The organism is Agathobaculum sp. Marseille-P7918 (assembly GCF_964248325.1).
GTDB lineage: Bacteria > Bacillota > Clostridia > Oscillospirales > Butyricicoccaceae > Agathobaculum.
In genome coordinates this window covers 103,161-115,338 of sequence record NZ_CAXTXI010000001.1, presented here as the reverse complement: position 1 = coordinate 115,338, position 12,178 = coordinate 103,161, and the positions used below count along the sequence as shown (strand labels likewise).

General features: G+C 52.6%; 11 protein-coding genes. 10 read left to right on the top strand and 1 reads right to left on the bottom strand.

The annotated features are described in order from the left end of the window. The first annotated feature begins 7 nt into the window (after window positions 1-7). The 9 genes from glmM (at window position 8) to ACESSO_RS00505 (ending at window position 9,840) form a co-directional block, all read left to right on the top strand. Window positions 8-1,360, top strand: a complete 1,353-nt coding sequence (gene glmM, locus ACESSO_RS00545) for a phosphoglucosamine mutase (protein ID WP_373163060.1) — start codon at window positions 8-10, stop codon at window positions 1,358-1,360. 306 nt (window positions 1,361-1,666) lie between these two features. Next, the gene (gene glmS / locus ACESSO_RS00540; RefSeq protein WP_373163058.1) at window positions 1,667-3,511 is read left to right on the top strand and encodes a glutamine--fructose-6-phosphate transaminase (isomerizing); all 1,845 of its coding nucleotides are present in this window, start codon (window positions 1,667-1,669) and stop codon (window positions 3,509-3,511) included. A 116-nt stretch (window positions 3,512-3,627) separates the two neighbouring features. Continuing rightward, window positions 3,628-4,245 carry a sigma-70 family RNA polymerase sigma factor gene (locus tag ACESSO_RS00535; RefSeq protein ID WP_373163056.1) on the top strand — a complete coding sequence of 206 codons (618 nt, stop codon included), beginning with the start codon at window positions 3,628-3,630 and terminating at the stop codon, window positions 4,243-4,245. Window positions 4,246-4,322: 77 nt separating this feature from the next. Continuing rightward, complete coding sequence (locus ACESSO_RS00530) at window positions 4,323-4,601, top strand: zinc-ribbon domain containing protein (protein WP_125114564.1); 279 nt, start codon at window positions 4,323-4,325, stop codon at window positions 4,599-4,601. Between the two features lie 153 nt (window positions 4,602-4,754). After that, window positions 4,755-4,955, top strand: a complete 201-nt coding sequence (locus ACESSO_RS00525) for a DUF1858 domain-containing protein (RefSeq protein ID WP_125114563.1) — start codon at window positions 4,755-4,757, stop codon at window positions 4,953-4,955. A gap of 49 nt (window positions 4,956-5,004) precedes the next feature. Next, window positions 5,005-5,694 (top strand): tRNA (adenine(22)-N(1))-methyltransferase TrmK, encoded by a 690-nt coding sequence (locus tag ACESSO_RS00520; RefSeq protein ID WP_373163053.1) that lies wholly within the window; start codon window positions 5,005-5,007, stop codon window positions 5,692-5,694. Beyond that, window positions 5,691-6,467, top strand: coding sequence for a Nif3-like dinuclear metal center hexameric protein (locus tag ACESSO_RS00515; protein ID WP_373163051.1), 777 nt, complete (start codon window positions 5,691-5,693; stop codon window positions 6,465-6,467). The genes ACESSO_RS00520 and ACESSO_RS00515 overlap by 4 nt, the downstream gene beginning before the upstream one ends. Window positions 6,468-6,479: 12 nt before the next feature. Next, window positions 6,480-8,255 (top strand): NFACT family protein, encoded by a 1,776-nt coding sequence (locus ACESSO_RS00510; protein ID WP_373163050.1) that lies wholly within the window; start codon window positions 6,480-6,482, stop codon window positions 8,253-8,255. A gap of 190 nt (window positions 8,256-8,445) precedes the next feature. Further along, window positions 8,446-9,840, top strand: coding sequence for an S-layer homology domain-containing protein (locus tag ACESSO_RS00505; protein WP_373163047.1), 1,395 nt, complete (start codon window positions 8,446-8,448; stop codon window positions 9,838-9,840). A 52-nt stretch (window positions 9,841-9,892) separates the two neighbouring features. On the opposite strand, the gene ACESSO_RS00500 is transcribed toward ACESSO_RS00505, so the two are convergent. After that, window positions 9,893-10,825 (bottom strand): L-lactate dehydrogenase, encoded by a 933-nt coding sequence (locus tag ACESSO_RS00500; RefSeq protein ID WP_373163045.1) that lies wholly within the window; start codon window positions 10,823-10,825, stop codon window positions 9,893-9,895. 116 nt (window positions 10,826-10,941) lie between these two features. Between ACESSO_RS00500 and ACESSO_RS00495 the strand changes: the two genes are divergently transcribed. Further along, window positions 10,942-12,111 carry a hypothetical protein gene (locus tag ACESSO_RS00495; protein WP_373163043.1) on the top strand — a complete coding sequence of 390 codons (1,170 nt, stop codon included), beginning with the start codon at window positions 10,942-10,944 and terminating at the stop codon, window positions 12,109-12,111. Window positions 12,112-12,178 lie beyond the last annotated feature (67 nt).

Genomic DNA, 12,178 nt, shown 5'->3' with positions numbered 1-12,178 from the left:
TTTTGTATTGGGTAGATATTTCGGAACAGACGGCGTTCGTGGCGTGGCAAATCTGGAATTGGATGCATTGCTGGCCTTTAAGATCGGCGCTGCGGCTGCCTATGCGCTGACGCAGGAGGCAACGCACACTGGTAAGGCTAAGCTGCTGATCGGTAAGGATACTCGTATTTCTTCGGATATGCTGGAGAATGCGCTGGTGGCCGGTATTTGTTCGGTCGGTGCGGATGTGGAGCTGCTTGGCGTCATTCCAACGCCGGCGGTGGCATTTCTGACCATCAAGCATAAAGCGGATGCCGGTATTGTCATTTCGGCAAGCCACAACTCTTTCGAGTATAACGGTATCAAGATTTTTGCGGGCAACGGCTATAAGCTGCCGGATGCAACCGAGGCGAAGATCGAAGATCTTATAGACGATTTTGAGTCTATTCCGAAGATGACCCATGAAAAGCTGGGCCGCGTGATTAAAAGCAAGATTGATCCGGTGGTGGAATACACCGACCATCTGGCGGAAACCATCAAGGGCGATCTGTCTGGATTGCGTGTGGCGGTGGACTGTGCAAACGGTGCATCTTCTACCACGGTTGAGCGCCTGATGCGTCTGGTTGAGTGCAAGGCGGAAATCCGCTTCTATGAGCCGGACGGTATCAACATCAACGATAACTGCGGTTCGACGCATTTGGAACAGTTGAAAAAGCGTGTGCGTAACGGTGATTTTGACTTGGGTGTTGCCTTTGATGGCGATGCTGATCGCTGCCTGATTGTCGACGAGACCGGCGAAGAACTGGATGGCGACCGTATTATGGCGGTATGCGCGGCGCACATGAAGAAAGAGGGCAAGCTGCGCGGCGGCGCGTTCGTAGCGACAGTGCTGTCCAACATGGGCCTGCATGCCTATGCGGAAAAGAATGGCATGCGTATCGAGTGCTCCAATGTAGGCGATCGATACGTGCTGGAAATGATGCTGCAGAAGGGGTATATTCTGGGGGGCGAGCAGTCTGGCCATGTAATTTTCCTGGAGTATGCTTCGACGGGTGACGGCGAACTGACTGCGCTGCAGTTTATGTCGATTCTTAAGGCGAGCGGCAAGAAGTGCTCGGAAATCGCGGCGGAAGTCGTGCCGTGGCCGCAGCTGATGATCAATGTCAAGGTGCCCAACGATAAGAAAGCAACGTTACAGGAGATGCCGGAGGTCAAGGCAGCGATTGACGAAGCGTCGGCGGAACTGGCTGAAAACGGTCGTATTCTTGTGCGTCCGTCCGGTACGGAGGCGCTGGTCCGTGTGATGGTGGAAGGTAAAAACAGCGAGCAGGTGGATACTTTGGCAAAAAGGGTTGCTAAAGTCATCGAGTCTGTCGTATAATAAGAAAGAGCCAACAGGGGTGGATGTGGTTTTCACATCCACCTTGTTTGTTGAAGGAAGGTGAGAGCGTATGCTGACAAGTGAATAGCAGACAAAGCGCCAGAACTGCGGTGCAGCCGGTATCGCAGTTGACGAGGAAAGGGTTCATCGAAGGTTTCGGCGGGTGCCCTTCGGCCATGAGTGGGTTGGTCGTAAGCAGACTGTTAAAACGCGCGGGCGACTGTGCGGACAGAGCGGTTATGCATAACGCACTATTTTTATACCTTTTTTTAAAAATTCAGCTTCTTTTTTGGAGGATTTACTTTTATGTGTGGAATTGTCGGTTTTACGGGACGTGAAAATGCGCTGCCGATTTTGATTAAAGGACTTTACAGTTTGGAATACCGCGGATATGATTCTGCGGGTATCGCAGCGTTTACAAAGGATGGTCTGCGCGTGGTTAAAACACGCGGACGTATTGCAAATCTGGAGGAAAAAATCCGCGAAGAGGGTGACCTGTACTGCACTTGCGGCATTGGACATACCCGTTGGGCAACGCACGGCGAGCCGTCCGACCGTAACTCGCATCCGCATTTGGGCGGACGAGACGGCAGGGGCAAGGTGGCGGTTGTCCATAACGGTATTATTGAAAATTATAAGGAACTGCGTGAGCGGTTGGAAGCGCACGGCTATACCTTCCAGTCGGAGACCGATACAGAGACGGTCGCGCATCTGGTAGACTATCTGCATACGGGCAAGCAGGAAGACCTTGCGAAAACCGTGCTCAATGCGGTGCAGCGCATCCGTGGCTCGTATGCTTTGGGTGTGGTGTCGATGGATAACCCGGAGGAAATCGTTGCTGCACGGCGCGACAATCCGCTCATTATCGGCGTAGGTGAAGGCGAGAATATGATTGCATCCGATATTACTGCAATTATCGGACGCACCAAAAATTATATTATTCTGGATGATAACGAGGTTGCCATTGTTCGGCCGGACAGCGTTGTTGTGATGAATGAGTTTGGTGACGTGGTGGAAAAAACCGTGCAGACCGTGAGCTGGGATATGTCCGCTGCGGAAAAAGGCGGCTATCAGCATTTCATGCTCAAGGAGATTATGGAGCAGCCGAAGGCGGTAGCGGATACGGTAAATCCGCGCATTCAGAACAATGCAGTTGTGTTTGAGGATAACGGCTTGACTGATGAGCGTCTGCGGGATATTGAAAATATTCATATCGTTGGCTGTGGTTCGGCGCTGCACGCAGGCATGGTAGGTAAGCGCGTGATTGAGGCGATGTGCCGCATCCGCTGCACTGCAGAGGTCGCTTCCGAGTTCCGTTATGAGAATCCAATTATCGGAAAAAAGGATTTGTGCATTGTCATCAGCCAGTCGGGTGAGACTGCGGATACGCTTGCTGCCATGCGTATGGCCAAGCAGGCGGGGGCGTTTACCATTGCAATTGTCAATGTCGTATCCTCTACCATTGCGCGTGAAGCGGATGGCGTGCTGTACACATGGGCAGGACCGGAAATTTCGGTGGCAACGACCAAGGCGTATTCCGCACAGTTGTCTGCACTGTATCTCATTTCCGTAAAGATTGCCCGTACGCGCGGCCTGATTTCCATTGGCGATGAGCGTGCGTTGTGTGCGGAATTGCAGCGTCTGCCTGCCTGCATCGAGAAGGCGCTTGAGTGTCAGGAGGATATGCAGCGCATCGCTACGCTGTACGCCAACCGTCCGAGCGTATTCTTCTTGGGACGTGGATTGGACTATGCGGCAGCGCTTGAAGCATCGCTTAAGCTCAAGGAGATTTCGTATATTCACTCGGAAGCGTATGCGGCGGGCGAGTTGAAGCACGGCACGATATCGTTGATTGAAGAGGGGACACTGGTTGTCGCGTTGGCGACGCAGCCCGCCCTGTTTGAAAAAACCGTTTCTAATATTCGTGAGGTTGTGTCCCGCGGTGCCGTGGTGGTGCTTGTGACAACCGATGACTTTACCGGGGATGAATCGGTTTGCCAGCATATTATTCGCCTGCCGAAGTGCTTGTATGAATTTTCTGCCTCGCTTTCGATTATTCCGATGCAGCTTTTGGCATACTATGTAGCGGTGGAGCGAAATTGCGATGTCGATAAGCCGCGAAATCTGGCAAAATCGGTCACAGTTGAATAAATACAGGGGTATTAGGCAATCATCACAAAAATGAATAGGTTATTTTAAGGCAAAACAGTAGAATTCACAAAATTTTCTTGACATTTCCAGAAGTATCGCATATAATGAGTCTTGACATGAGAAATGGTTATAAAATGCTTTCATCCACGCCGTTGTCCGACGAAGTGCTATGTCGTATGGCACAGCAGGGAGACGGTTCGGCGGCGGAGAATTTGGTCAAACGATATACCCGCTTGGTGAAAACCTGTGCGCGCCCTTATTTTCTGGTGGGGGCGGATGCAGAGGATTTGATACAGGAGGGTATGCTTGGACTGATGAAGGCAATGCGTGAGTATGACGAGTCAAAGGGGGCACCTTTTGGCGCCTTTGCAAAGCTGTGTGTGATGCGGAAGATTTTTTCCGCTGTGCGCGCCGCTTCTTCACTCAAGCATGATCCGCTGAATCGTTCCGTGTCAATCGATCGACCTCTGTTTGAGGACCTTGCGGAATCGCACACCCGGGTTACGGCACCGATTGGTGATCCAGAATCGCTGGTGATCGGCAACGAGGAGAGAGAAGAGTTGATTCGTCAGCTTTACTCGCTGTTGTCTGAATTCGAGGCGAGGGTTTTGACATTGTTTCTGGACGGCTTATCCTATGAGGAGATGTCGGAAGCGCTGCAAAAACCGATCAAGTCTGTGGATAATGCCATCCAGCGCATTAAGCGAAAATCGGCAGCTATCAAACCCCAATAGGCGTTTGCAGGCGGGAAAGCCTGTGCGCATATAATTTCAGTTTCCCGAGGGAACGGTATCAAAGAGAGGTAAAAACCATGTACGAAGACAAGACTTTAGTATGCAAGGAATGCGGTAAGGAATTTGTGTTCACCGCAGGCGAGCAGGAGTTCTACGCAGAGCGCGGTTTCCAGAATGAGCCGCAGCGCTGCAAGGCTTGCCGCGATGCACGCAAGAACGCGGCCCGCGGCCCGCGTGAGTATTTCACCGCTACCTGTGCTGCTTGCGGCGGCGAGGCTCGTGTTCCGTTTGAACCCAAGTCTGACCGTCCGGTATATTGCAGCGAGTGCTTCGCGAAGATGCGCGAGCAGGGCTGAGAATAGTTAACAGAAGGGTGTCCGGTTGTTGCCGGACACCCTTTTTGCATCTGCTGAAAACCGCAGGAAACGGTGAATTTTTTGTATTTGTGATTGAAATATGTGCATCTTTGCGGTATACTGGTAACAAACAAAGATATATGGAGGTCTATTATGGCTGCGATTACGAAAAAGACCACGATTGGTGAGGTGCTCAACCGCAATCTGGATACGGCAAAGTTTTTCATGGAAATTGGCATGCATTGCCTCGGCTGCCCGGCATCGCAGGGCGAAAGCATTGAGGAGGCTTGCATGGTACACGGCACCAATGCAGACGAGCTGGTTGCAAAGCTGAACGCTTTTCTGGGCGAATAAGAGCAAAACCGGGGCCGGCAAACGCCGGCTCTGTTTTTTTGGGTGAAATATGGAAAGTATGGTTTTAACGCCGCGGCTTGCCTGTCTGACATCGCTTGTCCCGCAGGGTGCAAGACTGGCGGATATCGGCACTGACCACGGCAAACTGCCGGTGTCCTTGCTGCTGGAAGGAAGAATTGCGGCCGCAATTGGATCGGATATCGGAGAAGGCCCGCTGGCACATGCGGCGCGTAATGCGGCGGATCATGGCGTTTCTCTTTCCCTGCGGTTGGCCTCAGGTTTGGATGCTGTGCAGCCGGAGGAGTGTGATACGGTCAGCATCGCCGGCATGGGTGGACAGACTATCGCGGAAATATTGGCGGCTGCGCCTTGGTGCGCGCAGGGTCATCATTTGCTGCTGTTGCAGCCGATGACCATGGTCTACGAGCTGCGCCAATGGCTATGGGCGCATGGCTATGCCATTGAGCGCGAAACACTGTGCCGGGAGGATCGGCGACAGTATGTGGTGCTGTCTGTACGTGGTGGCGCAGAGAAAAAGGAGTTTCCGCTTTGGCGGTGCGCATTTTCTCCCGCCTTGCTGCAAGCGGATGGAGCGAAGACGTATTTGCAGGCATTGCTGACGCGCGAAAAACGGGCGTTAGAAGGCATGGAACAAGCAAGCACATTGGATACAGCTCGTCTGGATATGCAGCGTCGGTTGGTTTTAGAAATTAAACGAGCATTGGAGGGATTGCAATGAGTACGGTACAGGATATTTTAACGTTTCTGGAAGGGTTCGCGCCGCCGGAGCTGGCAGAGCATTGGGATAATGTAGGGCTGCTGTGCGGCGACCGCAATCAGACGGTGACGGCCGCGCTGTGTGCGTTGGATATCACCGAACAGGTGGTGGAGGAAGCGGTGGCGCGTGGTGCACAGCTGATTGTCGCGCATCATCCGGCGATTTTCACCTCGGTCAGCCGCGTGACGACGGACGATGCGACCGGGCGTGTGCTGCGTGCGGCAATCAAGCATGATATTGCGCTCATTTGTATGCATACCAATGCGGACAGTGCGTGGGGCGGCGTAAATGATGCACTGGCCGCTGCATTGTTTCTGACGAATGTGGTCAACATGGAAGCGGGGGACAACCGGATGCTTGGTCGCGTGGGGGACTTGCCGCGTGAGATGCAGCCGCAGGAGTTTGCCGTATATGTAAAGGAATGCCTGCGTGCGGGTGGTGTTCGCTTTTGTGACGGCGGTCATACCATTCACCGCGTCGCAGTTGGCGGCGGTGCTTGCGGTAAGATGATGGATGATGCGCTGGCAAAGGGTGCGGATGCGTTTGTTATCGGAGATTGCAGCTATGATTTGATGCAGCGTGCGCAGTCTTTGGGGTTGACACTGGTTGACGCGGGGCATTTCCCGACAGAAAACCCGATTGCCGCAGTATTTGCGGAGCAGATTGTCGGCGCGTTCCCACAGGTGCGGACCATGGTTTCCGAACGACATGCCGACTGTATCCAATTTGTTTAAGGAAGGTTCAATATGCCATTAGATGCCATTTGCCTTGGGGCAGTGACGCATGAATTAAATGAGACGCTGGCGGGCTGTCGCGTGGAAAAAGTCTATCAGCCTGACCGTGATGAGGTTGTGCTGCAAACGAGAGGGCAGGGAGGCGCAAAACGCCTGTTGGTTTCGATTGCGGCGGGTGCGGCGCGCGTGCATTTCATAGACGCGGCGCGTGAGAATCCGGCGGCGCCGCCGATGTTCTGTATGTTGCTGCGCAAGCATGTTCAGGGTGCAAAGATTGCGGCGATTGTGCAGCCGTCGGTCGAGCGCATGCTGACAATTGAGCTGGACACAACCGATGAAATGGGTGTACCCTGCAAAAAGCATCTGATCTGCGAGCTGATGGGCAAACACTCGAATGTTATTTTGTGCGGTGAGGACAATCGCATTATTGATGCCATGCGCCGTATCGACGGCGATTTGTCTGGCAAACGACAGGTGCTGCCCGGCTTATTTTATCGTATGCCGCCCGCGCAGGATAAGCATGATCCGTTCACTCTGTCCGGTGCGGGGCTGGCTGCTGCGGTCGCGCAGGCGGATGGGGAACAGACACTTGACCGCTTCCTGCTCGGTCAGCTTTTGGGCTTTTCACCGCTGCTGTGCCGAGAACTAAGTTATCGTGCGACCGGAGATGCCGCGGTACGGATCGGTACAACGTCGGATGCGCAGAAGGAACGCCTAGGGCAGGTGTATGATGATTTTATCACCTATGTGCAGGAAAAACGCTGGAAACCGTTTTTGCTCACCAAAGCGGAAAATGGTGCGGTATTTGATTTTACTTTTCTGCCGGTGACGCAGTATGAAGGGTTGATGACTGTTTCGCAGATGGACAGTTTTTCTGCACTGCTTGCGGCGTTCTATGAGAAAAAGGGAAAAATAGAGCGTATGTCGCGTCGATCAGCCGACTTGCATAAGACGGTTACCAATGCGCGCGACCGTCTGGCGCGTAAACTAGCAGCGCAGCAGAAGGAACTGGATGCGACGCAGAACCGCGAGCAGTATAAGCGCGTGGGCGATCTGATTACCGCAAACCTGTACCAACTGGAAAAAGGCATGAACAAGGCGACTGTGGTGGATTACTACGCTGAAGACTGCCCGGAAGTTCAAATCACGCTAGATGTGCGTCTGACGCCGCAGCAAAATGCGCAGCGGTATTTCAAACTATATAATAAGGCGAAAACAGCGGAGACCGTGCTGACACAGCAGATTGAGCAGGGCAAGGCCGATTTGGACTACCTGGAAAGTGTTTTGGTTGCGTTGGGAGAGGCGGAAAGTGAGCGTGACCTGTCTCAGCTGCGTGAGGAACTGACACAGACAGGCATTCTCTCCAATAAGCAGACGCGTAACAAGAAGCTGCGCGCAAAACCTGTTCAGGCTAAGCCTTTCCACTATCGTACGAGCGACGGTTTTGAAGTGTTTGCCGGAAAGAACAACCTGCAAAACGATTTGCTCACGCTTAAAACCGCGTTTAAGAGTGATATTTGGTTCCATACGCAAAAAATTCACGGCTCACATGTGATTCTGGTTACGGATGGGCGGGAACCCACCGATCAGGCGATGACAGAGGCTGCAATGATTGCCGCATATCACTCCAAGGCGCGGCAGTCATCGCGGGTGCCGGTGGATTACACACCGGTGCGGCAGGTGAAGAAGCCGGCAGGTGCAAAACCGGGTATGGTAATTTATCATGTGTACCAGACTGCTTATGTAACGCCGGATGAGGCACTGGTCGAAAAGCTCCGCGTGGAGTAATCACGGCGGAACGAATAAAATGCGTACTGGATGAAGAGAGGTGCTGGAATGAAGCACCTCTCTTCTTTTGGGGTAATATTGCAGTATTGTGCATCGTATTCTTCCGAAATCCTATTTACTTTGTCAACTTAAAATGGTAGAATAAAACAAACCACAGTGTACGCCACTGTCAATAAAAGGAGGTAACTCTATGAAAAGTAAGTTCAGGATTGCTTTGGTTGCGGCTGTTGCGGCTGCCAGCCTGATGGCAACCGCAGGTGCGGCTAATTATGACCACTGCGCGGATCAGCTTAAGGATCTGGGCCTGTTCCAGGGAACGGCACAGGGCTATGAGTTGGATCGCGCGCCGACTCGTGCGGAAGCGGCAACCATGCTGGTTCGACTGCTGGGCAAGGAAGAGGAAGCGAAAAAACTGGATTATACTGCGCCGTTTACCGATCTGGCCGGTTGGGAAAAGCCGTATGTACAGTATCTGTATGATAACGGTCTGACGACGGGCGCGACAGCGACCACGTTTGAGCCGGAAGAGGGATGCTCTGCGCAGATGTATACGACATTCTTGCTGCGTGCTTTGGGGTACAGCGATACGGCGGGCGGTGACTTTACTTATGCGCAGGCAGTATCGTTTGGCGAATCGCTCGGTCTGGTAGATTACGCAAACTGCGATCAGGATAATTTCCTGCGCGATCACGTTGCGGCCATGAGCCTGACAGCACTGGATACACCGGTGAAGGGCGATGAGAACTCCGTACTGCTGAAGAAGCTGGTGGATGACGGAGCGGTTGACGCGAATAAAGCAAGCGGCCTGCTGACGTTCTTTGACCGCTATGCTTCCTATACGGATGCATCCTCCAAGATGAATGATGCAACGAAAATGGATATGACCGCAAACATCGCGGCGGATGTGACGATGGGCGATACCAAGATCATGGATTTGACAATGCCGCTTAACATGAAGGTGGATGCTAATCAGGAAAATATGGACCAGTCCAAGATTGCGATGACCGGCACGGTAAAGATCAATGTGGATGAATCGATGGTCGAGCAAGGCGCGCCGACTACCATCACTCAGGATATCGCGTATTATTACACAGATGGCGTGTACTACGTGAACATGGGCGACCAGAAGTTCAAAATGGATATGTCGGTAGAAGATGTGATGTCGCAAATGGGTGATTTGACCGGCATGCAATCTTCCGAGCCGCTTTGCCTCATCGAGGCGATTGACCAATCCGGCAGCGACATGACGGTTACCTACTCTTCTTCCGGAATGAACGCGCTGGTCAATTCTGTTCTGGCAAACATGGGCATGGATATGAGCAGCTTGGATGTGCAGATTAAGTTTGAAAATGTGTCCTCCAAGGTTACCATTTCTAATGGCGATATGAAGAATATGAACTTGGCTATGAAGATGTCAATGACTGCGGAAGGCCAGACTATGACTCTGAACATGACGATGGACTGTGCAGTGAACGGATTGGGGGACAGTGTTAAAATTACCCTGCCGAGCGATCTGGATACTTACGTCGATATGATCGGTGGCACGACTGCACTGATTGGCGGCGTGGATGGATTTGCAGCCTAAGTTGTAGGCACTTTGAAAGAAAAACCGGAACGGAAATCCGTTCCGGTTTTTTTTAGTGCAGCTGCTTTATCAGTGCTTTCATTTTTTGCGCGGAGCTTTGCAATCTGCCGAGTTCGTCGGCGGACAACGGGATATCCAGCACTGCTTCCACGCCGTTTTTGCCTACGATGGAGGGCAGACCAAGACAGATGCCGTCAACGCCGTAGTGGCCTTGAATCATAGAGGAGACAGGAAGGACGGAATGCTCATCGCGAACGATGGCTTCTGCAATACGGCGCACTGCCATGCCAATACCGTAGTAAGTTGCACCTTTGCTTTCGATAATGGAGTAAGCAGCGTCACGCACATTTTCATAAATCTGATGCAGCATCGCGGTGGGATCCGTGACGCCGGTGATGCGACAGTAGTCATCCAAATCAACGCCGGAAATATTTGCGCTGGACCAGACGGCAAGCTCGCTGTCGCCATGCTCACCGATGATAAAGGCATGCACGTTGCGGCTGTCTACGCCGAGTTTCTGGCCGACAAGGTATTTGAGGCGCGCGGTATCCAGTACAGTGCCGGAGCCGATGACATGTCCAGCTGGGAGGCCGGAAAGCTGCTGCGCCATGCAGGTGAGCACATCAACGGGGTTGGAAACGATGAGCAAAACCGCGTTTTTATTGACGGCGGTCAACTGCTCCATGATGGAAGATAAAATCACGCGGTTGCGGTTGAGCAGTTCTATCCGCGTTTCGCCGGGCTTTTGGTTGGCGCCGGCCGCGATAATGATTAAACCGCATTCCGCAAGGTCGGCATATTTCCCGGCACGCACAAAACACGGTTTAGCGAAGGAAACGCCGTGGTTAATGTCTGCGGCTTCACCTTCTGCTTTTTTTTGATTCATGTCTACCAGAACGACTTCTGAGAATAACCCGGAAACCGCCAGAGTATAGGCGCAGGTGGCGCCGACAAAGCCGACACCGATTACGCCGCATTTTTGCATATTGATCAATACGGACACACCCTTTCTTTTTGGGTAGTATGTCCGTTTCCTGTTGGAAAAAACACGAATGTATGATAAGATATATCATATCGAACTGATTTAAGGAGCGTATGATAATGAAACAGTGGTTTCGTACTATATTGGCCGGAGCGTTACTGGCCGGTTCGCTGACGGTTTCGGCTGTCGCCGCGGATTATACAGCGTGTGCCGATCATTTGAAAGACCTTGGTTTATTTGAGGGAACAGCGCAGGGGTATGAACTGGATCGTGCGCCGACGCGCGGTGAGGCGGCGGCCATGCTGGTGCGTTTGCTGGGAGCGGAGCAGAATGCATTGACACTCGAATATTCTGCGCCGTTTACCGATTTGCAGAACTGGGAAAAGCCCTATGTGCAGTACTTATATGACATTGGTGCAACCACGGGCGTATCGGCAGCGGCATTTGTGCCAGAAGCGCCTTGCACTGCACAGATGTATGCCGCATTTGTCTTGCGTGCGCTCGGCTATACCGAGGCGGACGGGGATTTTGCCTATGCCGATGTGGATGATTTTGCGCAGCAAATCGGATTATATGAAGCGGCTGTTATTGATACAGAAGATTTTCTGCGTGACGATGTGGCGGCTGCAAGCTATACCGCGCTTTCATTGATTCCAAAGGGCAGTGAGCAAACGCTGCTGGAACAGCTGGTTGAGAATGGTGCAGTGGATGCACAGATGGCAAAGTCATATCAGACATTGTTCAGCACTTATGCGCAGTATCGCACGGCAACGGCAGATATGGCAACGTTGGAGCAATTTTCTGTGCGCGGCGGATTAGAGGCGGGACTGTCGGAGAACGGGGCCAACAGCCTGACCGTGCGAACAGAGGACTACACTACAGTGAACCGTGTGGACGGCACGGCGATTGCTGAGGGAAACATTACTTTGGGATCGCCAAACGTGGATGCGTATTCGCAGACCTATTCTATGAATGCAGCGGAACAGGCTGGTCATGTGCGCGCCGCGCTGCTATATGGATATGCTCCAGTTCCGTTGGCTTGTGTAGATACATTGAAGCGATCGGGCAGTGATTGGACCTTCTCGTTTACCGTTCTGCCTGCGCAGTATGAGGGGTATTTCTGGGCGCTGTCACATGCCGGCGCGGCGTTAGATCAAGTGGGAGATGCGGTACTGGTGCAGACCGTGCAGAACGGACGGATTGCATCGCAGACATTGCGCGTCAAGCAGGCGAAAGACGAAGCGGAACTTCAGGCAGTGCTGACTGCAGAATTGGATGAAGTCGGCTGAGACTATTTTCAGACGGGGCAGCCGTCGGGCAGTAGGGGATACACCTTTCTGCCCGACGGCTTTCTGT

What these genes read in the sequence shown, in the direction of transcription:
- glmS (WP_373163058.1), top strand. Translation starts at nt 1,667, where the DNA reads ATGTGTGGAATTGTCGGTTTTACGGGACGTGAAAATGCGCTGCCGATT.
- ACESSO_RS00535 (WP_373163056.1), top strand. Translation starts at nt 3,628, where the DNA reads ATGAGAAATGGTTATAAAATGCTTTCATCCACGCCGTTGTCCGACGAA.
- ACESSO_RS00530 (WP_125114564.1), top strand. Translation starts at nt 4,323, where the DNA reads ATGTACGAAGACAAGACTTTAGTATGCAAGGAATGCGGTAAGGAATTT.
- ACESSO_RS00525 (WP_125114563.1), top strand. Translation starts at nt 4,755, where the DNA reads ATGGCTGCGATTACGAAAAAGACCACGATTGGTGAGGTGCTCAACCGC.
- ACESSO_RS00520 (WP_373163053.1), top strand. Translation starts at nt 5,005, where the DNA reads ATGGAAAGTATGGTTTTAACGCCGCGGCTTGCCTGTCTGACATCGCTT.
- ACESSO_RS00515 (WP_373163051.1), top strand. Translation starts at nt 5,691, where the DNA reads ATGAGTACGGTACAGGATATTTTAACGTTTCTGGAAGGGTTCGCGCCG.
- ACESSO_RS00510 (WP_373163050.1), top strand. Translation starts at nt 6,480, where the DNA reads ATGCCATTAGATGCCATTTGCCTTGGGGCAGTGACGCATGAATTAAAT.
- ACESSO_RS00505 (WP_373163047.1), top strand. Translation starts at nt 8,446, where the DNA reads ATGAAAAGTAAGTTCAGGATTGCTTTGGTTGCGGCTGTTGCGGCTGCC.
- ACESSO_RS00500 (WP_373163045.1), bottom strand. Translation starts at nt 10,825, where the DNA reads ATGCAAAAATGCGGCGTAATCGGTGTCGGCTTTGTCGGCGCCACCTGC.
- ACESSO_RS00495 (WP_373163043.1), top strand. Translation starts at nt 10,942, where the DNA reads ATGAAACAGTGGTTTCGTACTATATTGGCCGGAGCGTTACTGGCCGGT.